We start from the raw sequence: 26585 nt of genomic DNA on the forward strand, positions 1-26585 counted from the left end.
TTACGCTACGCCTAGCCACTTTTAATTGTCTCGCAACCTGAGTGCGGTTTTGGCATTCTAAAAATAAAGAAACCGCTAACAAACGAACACGTTTGTGCGGGTTCTTTTCTCTTTTAGAGAGCTTGAGTAAAGCGTCAGAAGTCAATTGAGTCATAAATCACGATTTGTTATTTTTTGCTGATGCTAATTAGATCATATTTCAAAGAGGATTGGTATAACAAAACCTCTCCGTACGGCCTGAGTAGGAGGTACGACGTATCGAAGGGGTTATCAGTATGGAAGCTAATGTTAGATTTGGGTTCTACTATTTAGCTTTATTAACACCGATAACTACTCTTAGTTGCACAAACGGTTGTAATTGATCAAGCACACTCACAACCTTTTGATATTCAGATTCTTCGTGTGGTCTGAATACAATAGTGTCGGTTGGGGTATTGGCGATAAAGTTTTCTACTCTAGCTGGGATTCTTTCTATATCAACGGGAGTATTGTTGAAGTAAATGATACCGTTGGTATCTAAATGGATCATGATGTTCTTAGCTGGCTTGCTATCGGCTTTTGTTGATTTCACATAATTTGCTATAAAACCTTCCTCTTTTACAAAGGAAGTTGTGACAATAAAGAAAATTAGCAAAATAAATACAATGTCTAGCATTGGCGTCATATCGACACTTGCACCTTCATCTTGCATCACTCTATTCTTACGACGTCTCATTGCTCTGTGCCATATGCACTATTTCCTACGCAAATGCATACTTTAATTATTACCTAAAATAAGAATGTTGCTCTTTTTGGTAGAGTTAGCAGTTAATGAGGATATTTGAATTAGATTTAATTTGGAATTAAGTGGCAAATTATTCAGGTTTGAACTAACAAAATTTAATCTGCGCCTGTGTCGAATATGGCTTATCTATGTCCAAATTCTCAAGAGAAGCGATGGTGTTGAACTGGTTTATCAAATTTGCATTCTAACTGTGTCAGAGCCAAATACAGATTATAGATTTAAACTGTAAATCGGTAACTGACTCTAAAACAGCAGTTATTAAGACAATTAAGGTATTATGATTTACCAATCGAAACAGTTAAGTGGTCAAATAGTTTTACCTTATCGATCACCGCTACAACTTTGTCGTATTTCGCATCATATGCGGGAATTAATATAACACTGTTGGTTTGGTGTTTAGCTAAGAAATTTTCTATTCTGGCTTCTAATCGCTCTATATCAACATCTTTGCCATTAAACGTAATTCTGCCATTCTCGTCTACACGAACTAGCATAGTTGGATCATTATTTGGTTTGTTGGCGCCCTTTTTGGGTTTATTTACTAATAGCGACTCTTCTCTGACAAATGACGTAGTAACGATAAAAAATATTAACAAAATAAATACTATATCAAGCATAGGTGTCATATCTACGTCAGCGTCATTTTTTCCTTCTTTTAATCTAGTTCTTCTCATTATTTTTATCCCTATTTACGATGTTGTTCGTATTAATATGTACGAGTATTGTCGTAGTAGTCAAGTGTTTATTATGTATTCGATAGATTTTGGTAATTGTATTGGTAAATAAAAAACGTTAGGGATGCTGATAAAGGACGTAATTTATCAAACTTTATAGGGGAGATTGATATATAATTTAGCAAGTAGGCTTACTGAAATTGCTGGTATAGCACTTACTTTAACTAACTGTAATAAAAAGGAATTGGTTTAATTCATGTTGAATGAAAATGTTGCTTCCGCAAAACTGAGTAGAAAAGCATTGAAAGCTTGCCTATTTATATTTGCTATATATGTCGTTTTGTTTGCATTAGTTTGGGGCATAAGTTCCCCAGTGATTACATCGCAACTCAATAAACACTTATCTCCCTACAAGCTCACCTTGAGCAATGATAGCCAGCTACAATTCAATCCGTTTATTGCGCGCTTATCCATTAAACAATTAGATCTAGTTAACGAAGACAATCATAGCGTGTTGAAAATTGGTCGTATGATCGTAGATTTAGACGTGTTTTCATTGTTTTCAAGGGAAATTGCATTTGACGATTTTCAACTCAGTGATGCTGTGATTGAAGTTATCAAGGAGAACAATAGACTCTCGGTAATCGGCATTCCATTAGCAAGTAATACAAATGAGGCAGCTGAAGAAGTTAGTGATGTAGCTGAGCCGAATAGTTGGCAAATTGTATTGGCTAACCCCAAGATAAATAATGTCGTTGTAGATTTTCGGGAAGGAAGTATTCATCACCCAATTGTGCTAACTGAAGCAAACCTTACAGAATTGGTGCTAGGACAATCATTACAACAATTCGAGATTGTATCGAATTACCTGTATCACGATGCGCAAGTAGTATTTGATTTTTCAAGTGTTTTACAAAATGGGCTTGGCAAAGTGAATTTTACTGTGAGGATTAACAAGTTAGATCTAACAGACTTTAATGCTTATCTGGGTGATCAGGGTAAGTTTGTAGATGGAATAGCTGGACTAACACTAAAAGGTTACGTGCAAATTGCACAACAAGGCGTAGATCTTAAAATAGACAATTTTATTTTAAATACGACTGATGTTGAGTTTCAACGTGACGAACTTCACATTAAGGTTCAAAGTGTCGAGTTAGCAACTCACTCATTATCGTTAAAGGTAGTGGGAGAAGATATTTCAACGAATTCTAAATTAGCGTTAACACTGGACCAAGTACGTATTGTACAGCCTGCTACTGAGCACCTTATAGCAAGTTTCGATAAGTTAACGTCGGCTGATATTCAATTTACGTTCAATAACGATGACTTAGCCGCTTCGTATGAAAAATTGGTTATCGATAATTTAGTATTTTCAGATAAAAGCTCATCATCTTCACAAAACGAAAATAATACGAGCTTAGTTGCGTTAAACCAATTAGCAATAAACAATGCACAGTTCACGCAAGATTCGATGATACTAGAGCGAGTTTTTCTAGATAATCTAAGGTTATACCTACCGATTGACGAAGAAAAGCAGCTAACCAATCTAGTCTCTTTTGGCAATGACACTAATTCACAATCAAGCTCTGAAGCCCCTAAAGAGCCCGCTAGTGCTACAGATTCAAACGCCACAGTCGATGCCAATACTGAAAAAATGCCGTTTAATTTTAAAATTGATAGTATTGAAATCGCTCAAGGTAGCCAAATTGATATATACGATGAAAGTGTGTCACCTATATTTGAACAAACATTGGTGATCAGAAAAGCCCAATTATCTCATTTAAATTCTGCTAAAAAGTCTACATTTACAACGTTATTGTTGGATACTGATATTGGAAAGCACGCCAATATCAAAGTGAATTCGGATATTCAACCGTTTGCACCTAAATTGAACATGATAACAGAAGTACAATTAACTGAGCTGTCTTTACCTAAAATCTCCAGTTATATGGGGAAATCCCTTGGGCTTGAATTCTTGAGTGGCCAACTCGACAGTGACATCAAACTTAACGTAACTGATGATATGTTAGACGGCAATGCACTCGTAACGCTTAGAGGGATGGAATTAGCTGGCACGAGTCATGAAAAAGGTAATGTTGTACAAGAGTCAGGCATGGTACCGTTGAATGTTGCACTGAATATGCTAAAAGACAGTGATGATAATGTGGAGCTAAATATACCATTGTCAGGTAACGTTAATGACCCGTCGTTTGGCGTTCAAAGTTTTGTTGGGTTAGTGGCAAAAAAAGCAATTATGTCAGCAACAGAGTCTTATCTCATGCAAACATTTGTGCCGTACTCTAACATCGTATCAGTTGCGCGAATTGCTGGTGAGTATATGCTAAGGGTTACAATTGATGATCTCACATATCAGCCTGAGCAATTAGACTTGTCCGAAGATCAGCTAGGCTTCGTTGAAAATCTGGTTGCTTTGTTGGCTGAATATCCAAAGAAACAGCTAAAGGTATGTGCGTTTAGTGTGCCGGCAGATATTGACGCAGAGCTAAAAATCACTAACGAAGAGCAATTGGCATTGGTTAAGCTTGCAAACGAGCGAGGTCAATTGTTTAAAGATGAGTTGGTTGAAAGATTCAGCGTAGGTTCCAAGCGATTACTACTATGCAAACCAAAAGTTGATACCAAGAAAGGCGCTAAACCTCGTATTGAGTTTAAGCTTTAACTTTAACCATACAAATCTTTAGTGTGAGTGAACACTTTTTTTGTGATTAACTATCAATCGTGTTCGCTCCCAAGCGGGTTATTTACTCAGTAAAAAATCTGGCACATTAGTAGCCACATCTATATATCTATGAAGCATTAGTTCTAATAATACCCGAGAAAAAATTCAATTATCTGATATACTTAAGGATTATGGAATAATAACAAAATGTGTGTCGGGGTTAGTATATATTCATGGATTATTGGATTTATTTCACGCTTCTCGCCGCCACCATGCAAGCTGTTCGAACAGCTGGTCAAAAACAATTATCGTTAGAACTTTCTCCAATGGCCGCCACTTCTGTGCGCTATTTATTTGCACTCCCTTTTGCCTTTGCATACCTATACGCGATATTTTCGATGCAAGGCATTGAGTTTCCAAAATTTAATTCAACATTTGCAATATATGTTGGCATTGCAAGTATCTCTCAAATTTTAGGTACTGCCTTTTTGGTCGCTGCTTTTTCTTTTCGTAATTTTGCTGTTGCTACGAGTTTATCCAAAACGGAAGCAATTCAGGTCGCTATAGTTGGTGCCTTGATATTTTCAGCGTCGCTTACCTTACTCGGTTGGCTCTCAGTAATTATTGGTGTTATAGGAGTTGTCATACTTTCAAAGGTAAGATTTTCTGTGAACGATTTTGTGCGTAATCCTGGTGCTGGCTATGGAATGGCTAGTGGATTAGGTTTGGCGGTTACCACCTTACTTATTCGAGAATCTAGCTTAGCGTTGAATACTGATTTATTTCTAAGTGCTGCAGTAACATTGGTTGTGATGATTTCAGTCCAGTCAGTATTATCAATTATTTACCTATTAGTGAGAGAAAGAGAGCAATTCGTCAACATTTTCAAAAATTGGCGTTTGTCTTTGTTTGTTGGCATTACCAGTGTATTGGGATCTATTGGATGGTTTACTGGCGCAAGCCTACAACAAGCTGCCTATGTTAAAGCGTTAGGCCAAGTAGAATTCTTTATAACGTTGGCGCTTACATATAAGGTATTTAACGAAAAAATTACTAAACGAGAATATGTAGGTATGGCGCTTATTGTGGTGAGTGTATTAATTTTACTCATTTGGGCATAAGACACCAATTCTGGCTATTGTATTGCTAATTTGTTTGATAAACTTCCCGCAATTGCTTTCCTGATATGGATTTAAAAATGAAAATTACTGACAAAACTGTCGTCCAGTTTCACTACACGTTAAAGAATGAAGCTGGTGAAGAATTAGAATCTTCTCTTGGTGGTGATCCTATGGCGTACTTACATGGCTTCAATAACATGTTAGTTGGCGTAGAAAAAGCACTTGAAGGTAAAGAAGCGGGTGATAAGTTCTCTGTTACACTTCAACCTGAAGATGCGTATGGTGTCAGACAGGAAGATGCTGAGCAACGTGTACCTGTCAAACATTTACATGGTGCAGCTAAATGGCGTCCAGGCATGACAGCTGTAATTAGTACTGAGCAAGGTCAGCGTCAAGTAACTGTATTGAAAGTAGGGCGTTTCATGGTAACTGTTGATTTGAACCCACCATTAGCTGGTCAGGTTGTTACTTTCGATCTAGACGTTGTAGATGTACGAGAAGCGACAGAAGAAGAAATCGAACATAAACATGCTCACGGTGTTGGTGGTCATCACCACTAAATAAAACAGCATTTAAATATTGCACAGCATCAATATCACTATAATTAATAGCGGTAGTGGTGCTGTGTACATAATCCTTTCCTAAATTCTTTTAATTCACTCTATTCGTATCTTAGATACAAGATCAATGTTGCTTTGTCACCGACTAATTTCCTGATAAGGTAAGAAAAAATTAGACAGGAATAAAACAATGAAATCTAAGATTTTAGCAATATCCTTAGCTACTATTGTCGGGCTATCTTCATTTTCTAGCTTAGCACAAACAACCGTCATCCATGCCGGAAAATTGCTAGCAGTTCCGGGAGAAGCTGCTTTAGATAAACAAACAATAGTGATCGAAAACGGCAAAATAAAATCAATTCACAGTGGTTTTGCTGACGTTAAACAGTTTGATGCGAATGCTAAGTACATAGATCTTTCAAATCAGTTTGTGATGCCGGGTTTAATGGATATGCACGTGCATATGCAAGGCGAGTTAGGGCCAGATAACGCAAGAGATGGTATACGTTTATCTGACGCTGACGTTTTAATTAAGAGTGTCAACTTCGCTAAGAAAACGTTGATGGCTGGATTTACAACGGTAAGAGATCTTGGCAGTAAAGCAGAGCAAAGCTATGCATTAAGGGATGGCATTAATAAAGGGCTGATACCAGGGCCGCGAATTATTGCTGCTGGCACTAGCGTTGCAGTAACTGGTGGACATGGTGATGTCGACGGTATGCGACCTGATTTATTAGAAATGAATACCGCTAAAACAGTTTGTGATGGGCCGTTTGATTGTCGCCGTGCTACCCGTAGAGCGATTAAGTTTGGGGCTGACGTCATCAAAATCACGTCAACAGGCGGTGTTTTGTCAGACACAAATACAGGAACGGGTCAGCAAATGGCTGATGATGAGTTAAAAGAAGTGGTGCTAACTGCACATGCGTTAGGCCGTAAAGTAACCAGCCATGCGCACGCCGCTGAAGGTATAAATGCTGCACTTCGTGCCGGCGTAGATAGTATTGAGCATGGAAGTTATGCAAACGAAGAAAGCATTCGGTTGTTTAAAAAATCAGGCGCATATTTAGTACCAACACTCATGGCAGGTGACACAGTAGTCAATTTGGCAAAAACAACTAATTTCATGTCGAAAGATATAAAAGCCAAGGCAATTCGCGTTGGTGCAGATATGATTGAAAACTTTAAACGAGCGCATCAATCAGGTGTGAAGATTGCCTATGGAACAGATAGTGGCGTGTCAAAACACGGAAATAATGGCAAGGAAGCGTGGCTAATGTTTCAGGCTGGTATGACGCCTGATGATGTCCTGAAAGCTGCTACAATTAATGCCGCAGATTTACTCGGCATGAGCAATTCACTAGGTACAATTGAAGTTGGTAAAGAAGCAGATATTATCGCGACCAATGAAAGCCCAAGAGAGAATATCAAGGCATTAATGAATGTTGATTTTGTGATGAAAGGTGGTGTTGTATACAAGTAGCACTGCGTGGTGCCCTCAAGGGCACCAAAATCACTTGTTTAAATTTGGTCGTTAGATGGGGACTTTCTCGCTAGCTTTAGTCTGATCAAACCCGTAGTAATTGCAACACCCAACAATATTACTACACAGCCCACTAACATATTGACCGTGATAGTTTCCTGAAGAAATATGACTCCCCAGAATAATCCGAAAACAGGGATCAAGTAAGTGACGGTAATAGCTTTTGCTGGGCCAAGTGCGTTAATTAATCTGAAAAATATAATATACGCGATACCGGTACAAAGAACGCCAATCATAACGACAGAACTTATCGCTGGCAATGAAGGCATTTGGTCTGGCAAAAAGAATAAACTCAGTGGCAGAATGGTAATGGTCGCTGAAATTTGACTTCCTGCTGCTAAAACTAGTGGCTTAACATTTGTTAGATATTGTTTGGTATAGTTAGCCGATATGCCATAACACAGTGCGGCTGTAATGGCTGCAAGTGCTGGCAACAGTGCTGTCTGATCAATGGCTAGTTGATCTGCTACTAAAATGTACACACCAATAAAGCCCAGTACTAAACCACTAATGGCTGTTAACGACAATTTATCTTTTAGCCAAACATAGGCGACAATTGCTCCGAACATAGGCGTTGTCGCATTGAGTACTGACGTAGTGCCAGCAGCAAGTGTTAGGGTTGCGTAACCAAACAATACAAAAGGAATAGCAGTATTTATTTGGCCCACAATGAACATATGCCATGCTATTTGTTGAAAATTATAAACGGGGCGCATGAATTTGATACAGCCAACAAGAAAAATACTCGCAATGAGTGTGCGTATACCGCTGAATAACATTGGGCCAAGTTCAGGTGAACCAATACGCATAAACAAAAAGGATGAACCCCAAATTGCTGCTAGCAACAAAAGTTCAAAATACTGACTGGACTTCATGATATTCCTCAAGTTGTACTGAACTTCAGCATGCTCTCGTTATCGATGTTCGAGTGAAGTTACTTCAATGATGTCGGCCGCTATCATACGCCAAGAAACGTTCAAGTTATAGACATGCATCGCATATGTTTTCTCATCAACTTTCGATTTACGGTAGGCAGGTCTAGGATCTTGGCCAAGCACTTGCTGGATGAAAGTGTCAAGCTCAGGGGTGTCTTGACTGAATTGGATTAGTTGATGAGTCGCGGTGGTATTATACTGTACCTTTAACAATCGTGGCGCATTTGATCCGATGCCACCATACGCGTCTGAGCGAGCGTCTGAATAGGGAATATAGGGCTTGATGTCAACAATAGGCGTGTTGTCTAATAAATCGATACCGGAAACTTGTATTTCTACTTGCCCTTTGACTGTTGTTACTTTATCCAGTTTGACAACTGACATGCCAATACCATTGGGTCTAAATGTTGAGCGTGTTGCGAGTACACCTGTTTTGGCATTTCCGCCAAGTCGTGGTGGTCTAACTAAAGGTTTCCAACCTTGTTCAACGGTTTCGTGAAACTGAAATAGTAGCCAGATATGACTGTATTGATCTAAACCTTGTACCATATGAGGGTTATTATATTCACCAATAAGTCTGACTTTGCCCTTCGCAGAGCTAACTAACCCTGGCTGGCGAGGAATCGCAAACTTCTCTTTGTAGGGGGTTGAAATTAGACCGATGGGGGTGATTGAAAAGCTCGTCATAAAACTTATTGTGATATCTTAAAAGTGCGACCGTAGCAAATCTTCTGGCTTACACATTGTTTCGTCGTTACCGTTGCACACCCACTGAATACAATGGCGTTGGCGCCTAAGTTAAACGCTTTTCGTCTCGCGTCTGTAAGGGCAATTTGTTCATCAGCAATCGCATGATGTGCTTTTTCCTGACAATCTTCTCCTTCAACACGACCAACCGCTACATATTTTCCTTGAATGTCTTGCTCTGATTTAAAAATTTTAACTTTAGCAGGGGCGAAATATTGGACAAAGTTTTCACGATCTAAATTAGTCGATACTTCGTAATGGCTGGCGCAAAAGCTTAATAAGCTAATACTGCAAGCTGCAATAATGATACGCATAGCGCGTTGTTTCGTATGACTAGTTTTCATCATTTTTACCTGCAATCCAATAGTTGAATAATTTGTCAATTGTACCACTTTGCTGTTTCATCGTTATCCAGTTGCGCATAAACAGCTCAAATTCTTGATCATTTTTTGCAATTGGAAATGCCATTGATAAAGGTTCAAGTGCAGGGCGAGGCACTACAACGGTGTAATCAGGGTACAACAATGTCCAAGCTGATGCCGCTGCTGCACCAAACAGCATACCGTCAATATGTTGATACTCTTCTTTAAAAAACAATCTCGGTGTTGAAATTTCCCACGCTTTTCCTTTTTGAAATGCGCGTGTTACGGCTGTTTTATAAAAGAAAGTTTCAGGAATACCGATGGTGAGTTTTTCGTTATCCGTAATTTTTGACCACTCTAAAAATTCATTACGTCGGAAATCTTTCACTATGAATGCAACAGTTTGCTTGCTATAGGGGATAGTCATAGTGTACTTCGTCATATTATCAGGAATCACAGGAATGCCTGAAGTAATATCCAAGTAGCCATTAGCAAGTAAAGGAGCCGCTTGAGTATGAAAAATTCGAACAAATTCGATTGAAACGCCGAGATCAATCGCTAATTGATTGAGAATTTCTATATCAAAGCCGACTAATTTTCCTTGTTTGTTATGGAAAGAATAAGGTAAATCGTCTCGAAAATATCCGACACGTAATATTCCTCTGTGCTGAATACGCTCAAGCGCACTGCGGTATTCTTTATTATAAGAGGTAGGTAGTTTGGGGTCGGTAATCGTTTTGGAACTCACTGGTGCTAAGATAAAGTCACGATTAATGAATTTTTCATATCCTTGATATTGATGGCTGATGGCGTCAAAACTGAAGCGAAGTACAAATAATATTGCAATGGTTAGCGTTGGAATAATTAAGACGTTTCTTACCAAGTGACGCCATTTTAATGTTAATTGATGCTGTAACGCGCTCGCAATAATCAGCGGAAGTGACACGGCAAAACTTACCGATAATATAGTACTCAAGCGGCCTACCAGTAAGTTCTCTGAAATGATGAACATATCAAACATCGAGCTGGGGACATTAAACAGCTCTAGTAAGAATGGCATGGCGATAGTTGACGTGCCAAATAACTGTGGCAAGCCAGCAAAGGCGAGGTTGAAATAATCGCCAACCGACACATGTGCGCCTGAAAACCACGCGGCAAACAATACAAAAAGTAAAGCCAGCAGTTTGCCGCCAACAGGCAGGCTGAATGTAATAGGTACTAATATTTCGGCAACTGTCTCTGAATCATCATGCATGTTGCTGTTTTTTGCTGATAGTTGCTTTATCTTTTCAACGATCAGTGGAATAACCACTAAGAAGCTACCTGTAGCAAATGCGGTGATCATCGCTGAGCGTGATGCTTTGATAACGTCACGGTAACGATAAGGTGTAATAATCGCTGTCAGCACTGGCAGCACCACCAAAGCTAACATCACGACGATAAATATTGCGCTGGCGAAATACACGACTAAGCCATCAACCTGCGAACTGTCGATAGTGACAGCGGCTCGCCACCCAATACAAAAAACTCCAATAGGTGCTAATTGCATAACGATGCCATTGATGTTTGCAACAGACTGAAGCAAGCTGCCAACGACCAAAATTGCACGGCGCTTGTATCGTACTGTCATTAAGCCGATACCAATAAAAAAACTAAATAAGACAATCGATGGAATAATGGCTTGTGTTAACGCATTGAATGGATTCGCCGGAATAAACAAGCTGACCAAATCGACTTCAGCGTTGGTCTTAATTGTGTTTACACTGTAAAAATCAGCATTTTCCCAATCAGGAAAGGCTATTGGGGTAATAAAAATAAATAACAATACTATCGCAATTAGTGCAACTATCGCCATTGTGCTGTAGTAGAGTGCTCGCTTAGCCTTCGTTGGTGATAGACCACCAATGCCAACGATAAGTGACAGCATGATATAAGGTAATGCTGTCATTTGAAGTAACAGCAAAAATGCCTGCGCAAGTTTATCAACCAGTTGTACTTGAGCTTGCCAGACAAGGCCAACCGCTATGCCTAGAAATAAACCAACGAGTATTTTCACAGAAAGCGGTATCGATTTTAATGTCATAGGTACGATTACTGGCTGAAGTAATTTGAGAAATATTGCTCGGTATTATACTTACTTATGACTGGGCTTTGTAGGGCATTGGCCATGCCAGATAACAAAAAAGGCCAAATAATCACTTATTTGGCCTTTTCAATTACGAATAGATGAGGCGGTTATTTCACTCTCATACCAGGCTGTGCGCCTTCTTCAGGATTGAGAATCCATAAGTCTTTACCACCAGGACCAGCAGCTAATACCATCCCCTCAGACATACCAAAACGCATTTTGCGTGGCGCTAAGTTTGCAACCATTACGGTTAGCTTGCCTTCTAGGTCTTCTGGTTGATACGCAGATTTGATTCCGGCAAACACTTGGCGGGTTTCACCACCTAAGTCTAATTCTAAACGAAGGAGTTTATCGGCTTTTTCAACATGCTCTGCCTTTACAATTTTGGCAACACGTAAATCGATTTTGGCAAAGTCGTCAAATTGAATTTCATCCGCAATTGGGTCATCGGCAAGTGGGCCTGTTACTGGTGCCGGGGCATTTAAACTTTCTTTTGAAGCATCTACCATTTCGTTGATCTTATCCATTTCTACGCGTTGTAACATCGCTTTAAATTTATTGATTTTGTGGTCGGCCAATAAAGTTTTATGACCATTCCAATGCAACTCATCATTTAAGAACGCTTCTGTACTTTCAGCCAGTTTAGGAAGAACAGGTTTTAAGTAGATCATTAAAGTTCTAAACAAATTGATACCTAAACTACAAATATCGTGTACTTCTTGCTGTTTAGTTTCATCTTTAATCAATTGCCATGGTTCTTTTACTGCTATGTATTCGTTAACACGGTCAGCGAGTGCCATGATTTCACGCATTGCCTTACCAAACTCACGAGCTTCATAGTAATTAGCAATGGTATCGCCCGCAGAGGTTACCGCATCGGCGAGTGCTTGATCATCAACATTAGCTGACAACGTACCGTCGAACTTCTTAGTAATAAAGCTGGCGCAACGCGATGCAATGTTTACCACTTTACCAACCAAATCTGAATTTACACGTTGTGCAAAATCTTCGAGATTTAAATCTAAGTCATCAATGCGGCTAGTTAGTTTAGCTGCGTAATAATAGCGCAAATATTCTGGGTTTAAATGCTCCAAATAGGTGCGGCCCTTAATAAAAGTACCTTTCGACTTAGACATTTTAGCCCCATTCACAGTTACGAAACCGTGAGCATATACCGATGTTGGTTTACGTAAACCTGCACCTTCGAGCATAGCTGGCCAAAATAGACTGTGGAAATAAATAATGTCTTTACCAATAAAGTGGTAAAGTTCAGCATCAGAATTTTCCTGCCAGTAGCTATCAAAATCAATACCTTGTTTATCACAAAGGTTCTTGAAACTTCCCATGTAGCCAATCGGTGCATCTAGCCACACATAAAAGAATTTGCCTGGAGCATTTGGAATTTCAAAACCAAAATACGGCGCATCGCGGCTAATATCCCATTGCTGCAAGCCTTGCTCGAACCATTCTGCCAATTTATTGGCCATTTCATCTTGAAGAGAACCGCTGCGCGTCCAGTCTTTTAGCATTTGCTCAAACGCTGGCAAATCAAAGAAATAATGTTCAGAGTCTCTTAGTTCAGGTGTAGCACCTGAAACCACTGAACGTGGGTTGATAACTTCTGTTGGAGAATAGGTAGCACCACAGTTGTCACAGCTATCACCGTTTTGATCTTCACTGTTACATTTTGGGCAAGTACCTTTTACAAAACGATCCGGTAAAAACATGCCTTTTTCTGGGTCGTACAACTGTGAAATAGTGCGTGTTTTGATATAGCCATTCGCATGCAATTTATTGTAAATTTCATTGGCGAATGTTCTGTTTTCATCGCTATGTGTAGAATGGTAGTTATCAAAGCTAATATGAAAATCAGCGAAGTCTGCCATATGCTCTTCACGCACTCCTGCGATCATTTCCTCAGGGGTGACGCCAAGCTCTTGTGCTTTTAGCATTATAGGCGTGCCGTGTGCATCGTCAGCACACACAAAGTAAGTCTCATGTCCACGCATTCGTTGAAAGCGTACCCAAATATCAGTCTGAATATGCTCTAGCATGTGGCCTAAGTGAATTGAGCCATTCGCGTACGGCAACGCGCAGGTAACTAAAATCTTGCGTTTATTTGTATCGTTAACAGTTGATGTGGACAATGTCGTATAACCTATAAAACTTTTAGTGGTAATAATGGCACGAATGGTACAGAATTTAGCGTCAGATTTCATTAAGAAATATTGTATTTCTTAGCACAAAAGTGATTACGCAAAATTTATGATTTTCTCCAAATTCTTTGGCAGCAAAAAAACATCTCAGCAAGAACAACAATCATTGGTAGATACGGTCATTGATTGTTTGGATGAATATCGCTCCGAAACATTTCCCTCTGGTATAAAATGTATTGCTGATATCTCTGTGGCAAATGTTGAGCAACAAAAGCTTGAGTTCAATATAACTGTGCCGTTTCCTTGTGCAACTGAACTACATGAAGTCAGCTCTTCATTGGGCGAAAGCATACAAATCGAGTTGACGTTTAATGTTAATGCGGTTGTTACTGAAGTAAAACACCATGATATTAAAGGAATCAAGAATATTATCGCGGTTGCTTCAGGAAAAGGCGGCGTAGGTAAGTCGACCACTGCGGTAAACCTAGCATATGGATTAATCGAAGAGGGCGCTAAGGTTGCGATTCTTGATGCTGATATTTACGGGCCCTCAATTCCTATGATGCTAGGTATTCGTGATGATCGGCCCGAATCTGAAGACGGTAAAACGTTGTTGCCTATGTGTTCGCACGAGCTTTATGCAATGTCGCTGGGTTTTCTGGTAGATGAAAAGGATGCCACTGTGTGGCGTGGGCCTATGGCGAGTAGGGCATTTATGCAATTACTCAATGAAACGAATTGGCCGGATATCGATTATCTCATTGTTGATATGCCGCCAGGTACTGGCGACATTCAACTGACACTCGCGCAACAAGTTCCTGTAGCAGGCTCAGTCATAGTTACAACGCCCCAAGACATCGCACTGGCTGATGCAGAAAAAGGGATTGCCATGTTTAATAAAGTGAGTGTGCCGGTGTTAGGGATTATTGAAAACATGAGTTACTACCAGTGTGCAAACTGTGGTCATCAAGATCATTTATTTGGCCAAGATGGTGGAAAACGGATTGCAGCTAGTCATAAAACGGCACTGCTTGGCCAATTGCCATTAGATATTCGTATACGCGAAGCTGGTGACGAGGGGATTTCGCCATTAATTGCAAATAACACTAGTGAAATTGCAAAAGAATACCGTAAAATAGCGGCCATTATGGCTGCCAAGCTATTTAATTGTCGAGATCCGCGTAGTCCGCAGACAGACCAAATCCTGATAAAAGAAATTAAATAACATTAAAGAAGAAACGCTATGAGATTGTGCGACAGAGATATTACGAATTTAATCGAACAAGGGCATATTGCGATAAGTCCAAAGCCTGATGCAACTATGATATCAGGTGTGAGTGTTGATATTCGTTTAGGTAATGAATTTCGTGTATTTCAGGATCATACCGCGCCTTATATTGACTTGAGTGGGCCGCGTGAAGAAGTGCAAAAAGCGATGAACTCGGTCATGAGTGAAGAAATTGTGATCCCAGATGGCGAAGCGTTCTTCCTTCATCCTGGCGAACTTGCACTGGCGGTAACCTATGAGTCAGTAACGTTACCTGATGATATCGTAGGGTGGTTAGATGGCCGCTCGTCATTAGCGCGCCTTGGACTAATGGTACACGTAACTGCACATCGCATTGATCCAGGTTGGTCAGGGCAAATTGTTTTGGAGTTTTATAACAGCGGTAAACTACCGTTAGCGCTTCGTCCTAAAATGAAAATAGCTGCGTTAAATTTTGAAACGATGTCAGGCAAAGCTGAGCGTCCATACAACAAGCGCGATGACGCTAAATACAAAGGACAAATGGGCGCGGTAGCCAGTCGTATTAGCCAAGACGACTAATTACCATTCAATAGATGAATTAAACAACAAAGCCGCTAATAAGCGGCTTTTTTTATCATAAAATCAATTGATTCAAGAGTTAACAATACCAGCTATATCATCTATATTTTCTTCCTGAATTATACATGGCTTTGGCGGTTGAGGTGTCTGCATGAGACATTGCTCTAAAGCAAGCAGCAGCTTTTCCGAGTCATGATAGTGCGGAATTTTTTCATTCGATAAGTCGCTGGTGAAAGTAGGGACTATAGTTGAAGTTGCCTGCTCACTATGCACAATAGCGCTATCAACAGGCTGCATGCCTATGTTGTCTTCAATCCATTTAAGTTTTTCATCAAGAGAAAGAGCACCTGCTGGACTCTGTTCATTCACTATATTGTCTATAAACACGCAATGTGCATCACTGTTGACAATGGCATTGGCGATATCGCGCACAAGTAGAGGTGGAATAACGCTTGTGAGGAAGCTACCAGGCCCCAAAATAATCAGGTCGGCTTTTTCTATTGCTTCTTTGCATGATGACAGTGTTTTGACTAAAGGCGCTAGCATGAGCTTTTTAGGCATAATCGGCATTTCGTCAACTGAAAGCTCACCTACACGACATCTACCTTTAGGGTAAAACGCCATTAAATCTGTTGGAGTTTCAGACATGGGAAGAAGCGATGTTTTAACCTTTAATAACCTGCGAACGAGCTTAATTGAGTCTAATGGACGAGATTGAATTTGCCCTAGACCGTAAAGAATGAGGTTACCCAGGTTGTGACCACCTAGTTCATCTTGACCATCAAAGCGGAAGTTAAATAATTGGCTACCGATGGACGATTCATCGACGAGTTGGGTCAGGCAATTCCTTAAGTCGCCCCAAGCGATTGAACTGCTTCTTTTTCGAAGCCTGCCGGTAGAGCCACCGTTATCTGTCGTCGTTACGATGCCAGTTAACTGCTTTTCTAAGAATGACAAAGTGGAGAGTACTCGCCCGAGTCCATGCCCACCGCCAATTGCTACGACATTTGAATTTTTAAGCTGCATAAATGGGAAATTAACCAAAACATTGTACTTACAATAACGGTAAAACCTTTAAAAATAAAGTACGAAGGCATGTTAAAGTGTGTTTTTCATATTGGATAAATGTCTAAATTCAAAGGAGAGAAGGGGAGTTAAATGTACTGTATTGAGTGTTGTGAAGTTAACTTCATGCTTAATCGCATTATTTTTCAGTATCCTACAATTAGTTGAACAATATGTGGCTTTTACTAACCGGAAATTTGTGTCGGCAAAAAATTTGGATCGCAGATGACTTAAAATATTTTCGTGATTTCGTTAATACTAGCTACAGTCAATATTAACTGAATCAAATTATTGGTACTGGCAGAAATTGGAGAGAAACTTACCTTATTCTTTTATTCAGTTGGTTGTTAACCTTCTGATTACTCAAAATTTAGTCAACTTGTATTTTATGTGTTCAAACAAACGCGATATCGTAAAAAAAAGAGAATTTATCGAAATAAAGGGTTGACACTTAACAGGGCAGTGCATAGAATGCGCCTCGCTTTCAACGAGTACTAGGTCACTCTGAGAAGCAGCTTGAACGTGTGTTTAAGTAGCGGGGCTATAGCTCAGCTGGGAGAGCGCTTCGCTGGCAGCGAAGAGGTCTGCGGTTCGATCCCGCATAGCTCCACCAAGTCAACTGGTTGGTAACGACTATAATGTGACTTAAGACGTGTAAAGTGTATAGTGCACTTTCGCTTGATACAATTCCATTGGGATTGTTACTGCGTCCCTATCGTCTAGAGGCCTAGGACACCGCCCTTTCACGGCGGTAACAGGGGTTCGAATCCCCTTAGGGATGCCACTATTTAAAAGGGTAGAGTAACTAGGTCATACTTTATCCTCGACTAGTTTAGTCGGAATCTAACGTTCATTGAACGTTAGTTGATGCTTAATATGTTTCAGTTTAAACGAATTTATTAAACTGAAAACGGTTATTCTGCGTCCCTATCGTCTAGAGGCCTAGGACACCGCCCTTTCACGGCGGTAACAGGGGTTCGAATCCCCTTAGGGATGCCACTTTTATTAGGGTGAAGTAACTAGGTCATGCTTTATCCTCGGTTTTATGGTTGAAAACCGAAACTGTGATGTTGTTTTTAACGATGTTACATGATGCTTAATATATTTAGGTTGGTGCCAATGCACTAAACTTAGATGGTTATTCTGCGTCCCTATCGTCTAGAGGCCTAGGACACCGCCCTTTCACGGCGGTAACAGGGGTTCGAATCCCCTTAGGGATGCCACTTTTATTAGGATGAAGTAACTAGGTCATACTTTGTCCTCGGTTTTATGGTTGAAAACCGAAACTGTGATGTTGTTTATAACGATGTTACATGATGCTTAATATATTTAAGTTGGTGCCAATGCACTAAACTTAGATGATTATTCTGCGTCCCTATCGTCTAGAGGCCTAGGACACCGCCCTTTCACGGCGGTAACAGGGGTTCGAATCCCCTTAGGGATGCCACTTTTAAGTGACACAAAAGCCAGCGTAATGCTGGCTTTTGTGTTTTTGTCGTTTGTTAATCTGGCTTAGTTTCAAATAATTGAGTGTTAGTGCCAATCAAGATATAGCAAATCAAGCTAATTCCAATGGAAACAATGCCTATTGAATTCACTATGTAATGTCTTGGTAATATTTTTTGTGCTATCAGTCCATAATCTATACTTCTGTTACCCCTTATACCGATTCTTTATGAAATCTACTATTTATTTATGAAGCTTAAATTATGGTAAAAAAGTAACCTAAGTTAGACAAAGCATGAACAACTATGACTATTGAAAGTCCGTTGTTTTTGTCATACAAGTAGCTAAGAATTAAGCCGCTAATGAAAATGGCGAGATAATAGTGAAGAAAATAAGAAGAAGAAAAGTGAATTAAAGTCCAAAGCACCGAGCTTACAACTCTCCCTAATAGCTGAAAATCACGCTTTTTAAAATTAGCATAAATACACCCTCTAAAAATGACCTCCTCTGCAATAGGCGCCAATAGAACCAAATATACAAACAGGATTAATTTCGTATTTTCAATAGGATCTTCTAAGCCGTCAGAAAAATTACCAAATGAATATAAAAGAACCTTATCAATGATAAATATAATGCCGAAACTGCTTATCGTGAGTTGAAATTGTTTTACTGTTAAGAGTTTAACCTGTTGAAATATATATTCAATTTTTAGTAAATAAATCGCGATAAAGAAGGAAGCTTGTATCAAAATTAAATCAAGGTCATCACTGTGAAATTCAGACATATTTAGTAGGATTGCACTGATTAATACGGGCAAAATAATTAATAGAATCGGTTGAAATAGTAGTTTGTACATAGACTTATATGACTAAACAAATGAGTTGTAAGAAAGAGGGGGAATGGCCCCTCATACATTAACGGATAATTTGATTAATCGATTTGGCAATTGGTAACCAGGCTGCCATCACTCCGTCAGCCCATTCACCAACAGCTTCACCAGCGGATTTTACTGCTCGGGCTACTGCTCTTCCAACCGCTACTGCACCACCTTGCACTTCCTTAAGCTCATTGCCATATAACGTTATCATAATTAAACTCCTTCCATTTCTGCTGCAAATCCATATATGAAGCCTAATACCAATGAGACATTACCTGCTGATCTAATAAATGGGCTATCTAATAGTGCCATAACCCCACCATTTACTGCTTCTACTACATTAATGCTTAATTCCCGCATTCTGTCATACTCCATTACTCGGTCTAACTCACTATATAGTAAGTGATTGATTTATCTGGCCTTAGCTGCTCTCGCATAAGTAAGACTAAAGCCAGCGACTTTCTCCTTAAGCAAAAGACTATTAGCCATATTCTGCCGATTAAAGAAATCCCTTTGTGCCAATTCAATGGATATAGCTCTAGGAGCAAAATGAATGGCATTTATGTAAGCTCGGAAATGTGAGAATTCGTGAAGTTGGGATTAAGCATCCTTTCCACATTTTTAGATATTCCTTATGTACTTTGCGTCTTGTTCATCCATTGAATCGTGAATTGATTTGAAATTTAGCTAGAGTGGAAGTTATTTTCAATCTAATTAAGGTTGGGAAATTGTTGTATTAATCAGTATAAAAATTTTTCGATAGTTAACAAACGCTTAGTTGATAACTAATTCTATACTGATTTGTTGTTGGGGAGAGTGTTGGCGTAGATATAATGAAGTTTAATAAACGTTCTTTGCGTACAAGAGCACATGCTTTTATTGAACAGTTGAATGGTCAAACAGTGATCTGTTAGTTTAACACTTCGTACAACTGGCTTCAGTAAATCATGGCACATGGGTTGCGGATTGTTCTTTCAATTATCTTCAAATTTCATTAGAGATAGAAGGAACAAAAAAAGAGCAACTAATAAGCTGCTCTTTTGTTTGAGTTATCCTCTCAACACTAAGTTGTTATCAGAGCTTTACTTTCTTCAGCGAAACCAACACCAACTTCACTATAGAAGTTAAACACTTTATCAACACCGAATTCTTGCAGTTCTTCTTGTTCATCACTGTATCGGGCAATGGCAGCGATCTTTCCTTTGAAATCAGCGTGCTTTAGCTGATAAGTGATGTTTTTAACATCTTGAACAGAAGGTAGAGCAAGCAGGATCAGCTCAATGCGGTCAAGATAAATTCTCTCCCAAAAATCAGCATCTTCAGCATCGCCCCAATAGGCTTGAACACCTTCTTCTTGAAGTTGTGCAATTTTTTCTTTGTCTGTGTCTAATCCCCACGCTTGGCCTTCTACCTGACCATCCAATGCAAGGTAGGCACCTGTACCAACTCGCCCCATACCGATAATACATATTGGTGCGTCACATGGCTGTACAAAGATATCTTCCGCTAAACGTTCAGGTTTCTCAAGCTTAGTGAAGGATTCTCGATGCGCTGCATAGAATTCATGAGCGAAATTGTACAAAACGTTAGTAATAACAAACGAAATTGAGACCGTGATTGACAGTATTACCAACCACTCATTGGTTAACCAGCCATTCTTGCTACTTAATGAAGCGACGATTAAACCAAATTCACTGAAATTACTGAGCGCTAAAGCTGATAAAAATGCTGTTCGAGCACGTAGTCTTAATGCAACGAGTAATGTGAAAAACAGCAAAAACTTCACCGGAAGCAGCAATGTAAGCAAAAATGCGGTGACTAACATATCTAAACTTGGCAACGCAGCAAAGCCAACAGATAAGAAAAAGCCAATTAAGAATATATCTTTGAAACTGAGTAACGACTTGGTAATTTCGGTTGCTTTGCTGTGTGAAGCGAAATACATACCAACGAGCAGGGCACCTAGATCTCCTTTGATGTTTAAAAGTTCAAAAACTTCATAGGTGCCAAACGTTATAAAGAAGCCTGCAAGCGGCAGTAATTCACCGTGACCAACTTGATCAATTAATTTATTAGCTAGTGGTTTTAATGGAAATGCCAACAACAAAAGTAGCGCCCAAACAGAGGGGACCTTTTGTGTTGCAAGCACAAGAAATATCACGGCAAAGATATCCTGCATTACCAGAATACCAATGGCTAACTTGCCATGGCGTGTTTTCATTTCGCCATGCTCTTCCAACAGTTTTACAACACATACTGTGCTGCTAAAGCTTAACGCGAATACAATAAGGGCAACAGTTTCAGTCGTTAAATCGACCATATACGGCACGGTCAATATAACGAACAACTTCAAAATGGCAATGATAGCCACCATCCAAATAGTCGTATGTGCGATACTCCCAAACCACACTTCGCGTTTTAGTAGATCAGAAATGTTGAGTTTCAGTCCAATCGTAAACAACATTAAGGTGATGCCTAAATTGGCAAGATTTAAAATGGTGTCGTCTGCTTGCATCCCCATAAAATTGAGCACAAAACCGGCAAGCAAATAGCCAATTGAAGGCGGTAAGGTAATGCTTTTAGCTGCTAAGCCGCAGACAAATGCAAAAAGAATCCAGATAAAGTCCATTGTTTTACTAGTTCAGCTCCATATTCTCTAATGTTTGTGCCATGATGTTGACGATTAATGGTTGAGCCTCCACCGTGGGGTGGATGCCATCAGCTTGCATAAGCTCAGGTTTTACCGCAATGTCGTTCATGAAAAATGGCAGTAAATCAATGTTGGCCTCGTTGGCTACTTCAGGAAATATCGCTTCAAACATTTGGTTATATCGCGGTCCATAATTCGGTGTAATCTTCACATTCATGATATGTGGTGTCACATTATGCTTCTTTGCTATTTCAATTATTTGTAACAAGTTATTTTTAATTAGCACAGGATTGAACCCTCTTAATCCATCATTTCCGCCTAATTCAATGATTAAATGGTCAACTTTTGTTTTCGTCAAAATACCTTCAATCCTTGATAAACCGCCAGCTGTCGTCTCTCCACTGATACTCGCGTTAATGATTCTATAACCTGCTTTATTGTCTTCTAATCGCTCATTTAATTTGTAAACCCATCCTTGATTTTCTTTCATGCCATAACTTGCACTCAGGCTATCCCCTAGTAGTAGAATAGATGTATTACCGTATGCGATATTGACAAAGCTCAATAAAAGCAACATTAGGCCAACAGAGAAGACGTTTTTAATCATGAATTACTGTTCCGAAACAATATTAAAAATTAAAGGGCTTACTAAAACAGTGCAGCTCGAAGGCAAATCACTTGAATTATTACACCCAATCCAGCTAGATGTTAATGCAGGAGAAAGTCTGGCAATCGTTGGTTCTTCAGGTTCTGGTAAAACAACATTATTGTCTTTACTCGCCGGACTTGATGTTCCTACTGCAGGTGAAGTGTATCTTAAAAATCACCCTTTGCACCAGTTTAATGAAGAACAACGGAGTGAAGTGCGTGCGCAACATGTTGGTTTTATTTTTCAACAATTTCTTTTAGTTAGTAGTCTCACTGCAATAGAAAACGTTATGTTGCCTGCTGAATTAGCCAATGTACCCAACGCAGAAGAAAAAGCGCGAGAGTTACTTGCTAAGGTTGATTTAAAGGCGCGGGAAAACCACTACCCATCGCAACTTTCTGGTGGTGAACAACAGCGAGTAGCTATTGCACGTGCGTTTATTACACAACCTGATGTATTGTTTGCCGATGAACCTACCGGTAACTTAGACAGTGTTACAGGGCAACATATTACTGAGTTGTTATTTGACCTAAATAAACAAAACGGGACCACACTTATCTTAGTTACCCACGACCAGAAGTTAGCCAATATGTGCCAGCGACAAGTTGTGATGGATAGTGGGCAGCTATCTGAAGTGTCGCCAACAATCGCAAACGCAGGGTAGTCATATGAGTATTTTCAAAAGTGCTTGGTTCAAGCAATCACTGCGTTTATTTCAGCATGAATTACGACGTGGTGAACTCACTATTATCTGTTTAGCGATAATCCTTGCTGTAGCCACTGTGTTTTCTTTGTCAGGCTTTTCGGGGCAAATCCGCCAAGCGATTATGGCTAACAGTACGACATTTATCGCCGCTGACAGAATTTTGATTACTCCTCGGCCCGTAGATGAAGCGATTATTCTTAAAAGTCAGGAACTAAATGTTGATCATGCTGCACAAATTGAAACGGATTCAATCGTTTTTGCAGGCGACAGAATGCAGTTGGCTGAAATAAAAGCGGTATCAGCCAAGTATCCTCTGCGTGGCGAATTATTAGTGTCAACTGACGGTGTTAAGCAAAACCAAAAACCAGTAAATGCGCCTAAGACAGATACTGTTTGGGTTGAGCCTGCATTACTAATGAAACTTGATGTGGTACTTGGTGACGAAATTGAGGTTGGTGTTGGTAAGTTTACTATCGCAGGTGTTGTACATAACATTCCTGACGCATCGTTTAGTGTTTTTACTTCCGGCCCAACGGTTATTTTGAATATTGATGATTTGCCTAAAACGCAGCTGATTAAACCAGCGAGTCGCGTTTCTTATACGCAATTATTTGCTGGCGAAGAAGAAGCTGTTGAACGTTTTGAAGAGTGGATAAAGCCACAAGTAAACGAAACACAGCGTTGGCGAGATATTAAGTCTGGTCAGTCACCATTAGCAAGCGCTTTGAACCGAGCTGAGAAATTTTTATCGTTAGCCAGTATGCTTGGTATTGTATTAGCTGCTGTGGCGGTAGCCGTAGCTAGTCGCAGATATAGCCAGCGCCATCAACCTATGGTCGCTGTGTTTAAAGCCCTTGGTGCATCGATGCGCCACATTCGTAAGTTATATTTATTGCATTGGGCATTGTTAAGTCTGTTTAGCATTGGTTTTGGCTTGATTGTTGGGTACGTATTGCTTGCTTTGGGTATAAACGCAATCAGTGAATATCTAGAGGTTGGTAATGCACAGTTGCCACTTTATCCATTTATTGTTGCGATTGTAACGGGCTTAGTTTGTGCAACAGCTTTTGCTATTACACCGTTGAAATCCTTGATATCAACACCTGCAATGTCTGTGATACGTGGCTTCAATCAACATACGTTTGGCAAAGTAAGTGTGCAAATTATCATTCCGATTCTTGCTCTGTTTGGCCTTTTACTATTGTTTAGTCGCGATTGGTTGTTAAGTTTGTCGTTACTTGTAGGTGGCATCGTAGTGTCAGCAGTTTTGCTGTTAATCGGAAAGCTTATTATGGGAGCAGGGCGACAGGTCGGCAGTAACGCAGGGAAGTCTTTCTACTTAGCGTTGGCAAACCTAAAGCGCCGTGCGAACGAAAATAGTGTGCAAATGGTGAGCTTTACAGTTGCCATCAAGCTTTTGTTAGTCATATTGGTATTGAAAAATACCTTGATCAATGAATGGCAGGATCAGCTACCTGATGATGCATCTAATCGTTTCTTAGTGAACATTGCAGCTAATGAAGTGGCTGCTGTAGAAAGCTTTGTTGATACGACTACAGTTACCAGCAGTGGCTTATACCCTGTTGTACGAGGTCGTTTGGCTGCCATCAATGATGAAAAGGTCGCTAAAGAAGTGACTAAAGAAGACAACAAAGAAGCTGACCGAGGGCGTCGTGGCGTAGGGCGAGAACTCAACCTTACTTGGCGTGCCGATTTGCCTGAACGCAATAAGATTATTGAGGGTGAATGGTTTCAGGACGACGATGTTAAACTGCAAGTGTCGGTAGAGTCGAGCATTGCAGAACGACTAGAACTCAAATTGGGCGATACATTAACGTTCACTTTAGGAAGTGACGAAGTAACGGTTGAAATTACCAGTTTACGTGAAGTAGATTGGCAATCGATGCAGCCAAATTTCTTCATGATATTCAACCCTGCGGTATTACAGGATTTTCCGGCTACTTATATTTCGGGCTTGTACGTACCTGAGACTGAACTCGATGGTTTTGCCCAATTGATGACGCAATACCCAACCGTTTCAATGATAGATGTAGATGCCATTATTGGTCAATTGCGCTCGGTCATTGAGCAAGTGTCAGTCGCAATAGAGTTAATCTTAATTCTCGTTGTAGTTGCCGGCAGCTTAGTGTTGGTAGCGCAAGTACAGGCCAGTATGGAAGAACGTGAGAGAGAATTAGCAATCTTGCGTACTTTAGGTGCAAAAGGTGCTTTGTTACGTAACAGTGTTCTATTTGAGTTTTTAGCGCTTGGTGCGATTGCAGGTTTAATGGCCAGCATCGCAATGGAACTGGCTTTGTATTTTCTGCAAACGCAAACTTTCGACATGGAGCCTAGCTTACACTTAAGTTATTGGGGAGTTGGTATACTTTCTGGCGCGTTTTTCGTTGGCGCTGTTGGTTTGGTGAGCTGTTGGCGCTTGCTCAATCTATCAAGCGTTACGCTGATCAGAAGAACAATGTAACCGCAAATTTGAGCTAATTCTGAAAAATTGAACATGGGAGCTAATTGGCTCCCATTTTTTTGTAAAAAAGTTGACGATTCAAGTATTAATTTCAAGTATAGTTGGGCTAAGTTTTTCTAAAGAATAATAATTATGGGTGTTCTTAATCAGTCTTCGGGTGTACTAAAAGTACTATTAGTTTGCGCTGCACTAGTGGTCGTATTAGCGGGCGTTAAAACTGCGGGAAATATATTAGTACCGTTTTTGCTATCTGCATTTATTGCGATTATCTGCAATCCAATTGTCGCAAAAGCGACACAACATAAAATTCCAAAGGCCTTAGCGGTAACGTTTGTTATTGCTATATTTGTCACAATTGCGTTGTCACTCGCTGGCTTAGTGGGTAAATCGTTGAATGAGTTGTCACAATTATTACCTGTGTACCGTTCGCAGTTAGCGACGCAATTTGTATGGGTGACCGAGAAACTGGCACATTTCAACATTACCATTTCAACGGATCTGTTGGTGGAGCATTTTAACCCTGCAGCTGCTATGGGGTTAGCGACAGACATGTTAAGTGGCTTAGGTAATGTAATGGCGAACATGTTCTTGATCATAATTACCGTAGTATTCATGTTGTTTGAGGCGTCGTCTATTCCTGCGAAGCTGCATTTGGCATTAGATGATCCTGAAATGCGCATGAAACAAATTGATCGCTTTCTTTCGTCGGTAAATCACTATTTGGCGATAAAAACCTTGGTGAGCATTGGTACGGGTTTAGCTGTTTCTGCGATGTTGTGGGCGTTTGGCCTAGATTTTTACTTGTTGTGGGGCGTACTAGCGTTCTTGCTTAATTATATTCCAAACATCGGTTCAATTATTGCCGCAGTGCCTGCGATGTCACTAGCTGTATTGCAACTTGGTTTTGCAGAAGCTGGATTTATTGGCTTAGGTTATCTTGTTATTAATACCGTGATGGGGAACGTGGTTGAACCTCGCTATTTAGGACGTGGGCTAGGGCTTTCTACATTAGTCGTATTCTTGTCGTTAATATTTTGGGGCTGGTTGTTAGGCACTGTAGGCATGTTGTTGTCTGTACCGTTAACTATGATCATCAAGATTGCGCTGGAAAGCTCTAAAGAGGGCCAATGGCTGGCAGTGTTATTGTCTGGCGATGAAGATGCGGTTGTTAAGCAACAGTAAGCAAATCATG

General features: G+C 40.0%; 22 protein-coding genes and 5 tRNA genes. 14 read left to right on the plus strand and 13 right to left on the minus strand.

From position 1 onward, the window contains the following. Positions 1-304: 304 nt before the first annotated feature. Positions 305-715, minus strand: a complete 411-nt coding sequence (locus tag ACSLUK_RS16785) for an ExbD/TolR family protein (RefSeq protein WP_448549884.1) — start codon at positions 713-715, stop codon at positions 305-307. 344 nt (positions 716-1059) lie between these two features. Beyond that, a complete protein-coding gene (locus ACSLUK_RS16790; protein ID WP_448549886.1) occupies positions 1060-1458 on the minus strand; it encodes an ExbD/TolR family protein in 399 nt (132 codons plus the stop codon). A 256-nt stretch (positions 1459-1714) separates the two neighbouring features. Between ACSLUK_RS16790 and ACSLUK_RS16795 the strand changes: the two genes are divergently transcribed. From ACSLUK_RS16795 to ACSLUK_RS16810, 4 genes are all read left to right on the plus strand, one after another. After that, a complete protein-coding gene (locus ACSLUK_RS16795) occupies positions 1715-4138 on the plus strand; it encodes a DUF748 domain-containing protein (protein ID WP_448549888.1) in 2424 nt (807 codons plus the stop codon). Positions 4139-4371: 233 nt separating this feature from the next. Continuing rightward, positions 4372-5259, plus strand: coding sequence for an EamA family transporter (locus ACSLUK_RS16800; RefSeq protein WP_448549890.1), 888 nt, complete (start codon positions 4372-4374; stop codon positions 5257-5259). 77 nt (positions 5260-5336) lie between these two features. After that, positions 5337-5819: an FKBP-type peptidyl-prolyl cis-trans isomerase gene (locus tag ACSLUK_RS16805; RefSeq protein ID WP_448549892.1), complete on the plus strand. Its 483-nt coding sequence runs from the start codon at positions 5337-5339 to the stop codon at positions 5817-5819. Positions 5820-6009: 190 nt separating this feature from the next. Next, entirely contained in the window at positions 6010-7302 is a 1293-nt protein-coding gene (locus ACSLUK_RS16810) for a metal-dependent hydrolase family protein (RefSeq protein WP_448549894.1), read from the plus strand. 38 nt (positions 7303-7340) lie between these two features. Here the strand turns inward: ACSLUK_RS16810 and ACSLUK_RS16815 are convergent, their stop codons facing one another. From ACSLUK_RS16815 to metG, 5 genes are all read right to left on the minus strand, one after another. Continuing rightward, positions 7341-8237: a DMT family transporter gene (locus ACSLUK_RS16815; RefSeq protein ID WP_448549896.1), complete on the minus strand. Its 897-nt coding sequence runs from the start codon at positions 8235-8237 to the stop codon at positions 7341-7343. 39 nt (positions 8238-8276) lie between these two features. Continuing rightward, a complete protein-coding gene (gene tsaA, locus ACSLUK_RS16820) occupies positions 8277-8984 on the minus strand; it encodes a tRNA (N6-threonylcarbamoyladenosine(37)-N6)-methyltransferase TrmO (RefSeq protein WP_448549899.1) in 708 nt (235 codons plus the stop codon). Positions 8985-8989: 5 nt separating this feature from the next. Continuing rightward, a complete protein-coding gene (gene rcsF, locus ACSLUK_RS16825; RefSeq protein WP_448549901.1) occupies positions 8990-9388 on the minus strand; it encodes an Rcs stress response system protein RcsF in 399 nt (132 codons plus the stop codon). Continuing rightward, entirely contained in the window at positions 9378-11489 is a 2112-nt protein-coding gene (locus ACSLUK_RS16830) for a cation:dicarboxylate symporter family transporter (RefSeq protein WP_448549903.1), read from the minus strand. Before ACSLUK_RS16830 ends, rcsF begins: the two co-directional genes overlap by 11 nt. Positions 11490-11641: 152 nt before the next feature. After that, entirely contained in the window at positions 11642-13753 is a 2112-nt protein-coding gene (gene metG / locus ACSLUK_RS16835) for a methionine--tRNA ligase (protein ID WP_448549905.1), read from the minus strand. 46 nt (positions 13754-13799) lie between these two features. Between metG and apbC the strand changes: the two genes are divergently transcribed. Together apbC and dcd are read left to right on the plus strand one after the other, a co-directional pair. Then, positions 13800-14915: an iron-sulfur cluster carrier protein ApbC gene (apbC, locus tag ACSLUK_RS16840; protein WP_448549907.1), complete on the plus strand. Its 1116-nt coding sequence runs from the start codon at positions 13800-13802 to the stop codon at positions 14913-14915. Between the two features lie 18 nt (positions 14916-14933). Then, positions 14934-15518, plus strand: a complete 585-nt coding sequence (dcd, locus tag ACSLUK_RS16845) for a dCTP deaminase (protein WP_448549909.1) — start codon at positions 14934-14936, stop codon at positions 15516-15518. A 72-nt stretch (positions 15519-15590) separates the two neighbouring features. Here the strand turns inward: dcd and ACSLUK_RS16850 are convergent, their stop codons facing one another. Continuing rightward, positions 15591-16544 (minus strand): gluconeogenesis factor YvcK family protein, encoded by a 954-nt coding sequence (locus ACSLUK_RS16850; protein WP_448549911.1) that lies wholly within the window; start codon positions 16542-16544, stop codon positions 15591-15593. 576 nt (positions 16545-17120) lie between these two features. Here ACSLUK_RS16850 and ACSLUK_RS16855 point away from each other — a divergent pair. The 5 genes from ACSLUK_RS16855 (at position 17121) to ACSLUK_RS16875 (ending at position 18030) form a co-directional block, all read left to right on the plus strand. Then, positions 17121-17196: transfer RNA gene (locus tag ACSLUK_RS16855), tRNA-Ala, on the plus strand. Between the two features lie 95 nt (positions 17197-17291). Continuing rightward, positions 17292-17367, plus strand: a tRNA-Glu gene (locus ACSLUK_RS16860). A 139-nt stretch (positions 17368-17506) separates the two neighbouring features. Next, positions 17507-17582 (plus strand) — tRNA-Glu (locus ACSLUK_RS16865). A 148-nt stretch (positions 17583-17730) separates the two neighbouring features. Beyond that, positions 17731-17806 (plus strand) — tRNA-Glu (locus ACSLUK_RS16870). A gap of 148 nt (positions 17807-17954) precedes the next feature. After that, positions 17955-18030 (plus strand) — tRNA-Glu (locus tag ACSLUK_RS16875). A 255-nt stretch (positions 18031-18285) separates the two neighbouring features. Here ACSLUK_RS16875 and ACSLUK_RS16880 read toward each other — a convergent pair. From ACSLUK_RS16880 to ACSLUK_RS16900, 5 genes are all read right to left on the minus strand, one after another. Next, on the minus strand, positions 18286-18813 hold the full coding sequence (locus ACSLUK_RS16880; protein WP_448549913.1) for a CPBP family intramembrane glutamic endopeptidase: 528 nt from the start codon (positions 18811-18813) through the stop codon (positions 18286-18288). A gap of 130 nt (positions 18814-18943) precedes the next feature. After that, complete coding sequence (locus ACSLUK_RS16885; RefSeq protein WP_448549915.1) at positions 18944-19117, minus strand: hypothetical protein; 174 nt, start codon at positions 19115-19117, stop codon at positions 18944-18946. A gap of 2 nt (positions 19118-19119) precedes the next feature. Beyond that, positions 19120-19266 carry a hypothetical protein gene (locus ACSLUK_RS16890; protein ID WP_448549917.1) on the minus strand — a complete coding sequence of 49 codons (147 nt, stop codon included), beginning with the start codon at positions 19264-19266 and terminating at the stop codon, positions 19120-19122. A gap of 703 nt (positions 19267-19969) precedes the next feature. Further along, positions 19970-21535, minus strand: coding sequence for a cation:proton antiporter domain-containing protein (locus ACSLUK_RS16895; RefSeq protein ID WP_448549919.1), 1566 nt, complete (start codon positions 21533-21535; stop codon positions 19970-19972). Positions 21536-21542: 7 nt separating this feature from the next. Then, positions 21543-22163, minus strand: coding sequence for an arylesterase (locus ACSLUK_RS16900; RefSeq protein ID WP_448549921.1), 621 nt, complete (start codon positions 22161-22163; stop codon positions 21543-21545). Here ACSLUK_RS16900 and ACSLUK_RS16905 point away from each other — a divergent pair. The 3 genes from ACSLUK_RS16905 (at position 22162) to ACSLUK_RS16915 (ending at position 26575) form a co-directional block, all read left to right on the plus strand. After that, entirely contained in the window at positions 22162-22869 is a 708-nt protein-coding gene (locus ACSLUK_RS16905; protein WP_448549923.1) for an ABC transporter ATP-binding protein, read from the plus strand. The two genes, ACSLUK_RS16900 and ACSLUK_RS16905, sit on opposite strands and share 2 nt — an antisense overlap. A 4-nt stretch (positions 22870-22873) precedes the next feature. Then, on the plus strand, positions 22874-25393 hold the full coding sequence (locus ACSLUK_RS16910) for an ABC transporter permease (RefSeq protein WP_448549925.1): 2520 nt from the start codon (positions 22874-22876) through the stop codon (positions 25391-25393). A gap of 132 nt (positions 25394-25525) precedes the next feature. Continuing rightward, the gene (locus tag ACSLUK_RS16915) at positions 25526-26575 is read left to right on the plus strand and encodes an AI-2E family transporter (RefSeq protein ID WP_448549927.1); all 1050 of its coding nucleotides are present in this window, start codon (positions 25526-25528) and stop codon (positions 26573-26575) included. The last annotated feature ends 10 nt before the right edge of the window (positions 26576-26585 follow it).

The organism is Thalassotalea fusca, from assembly GCF_053485835.1.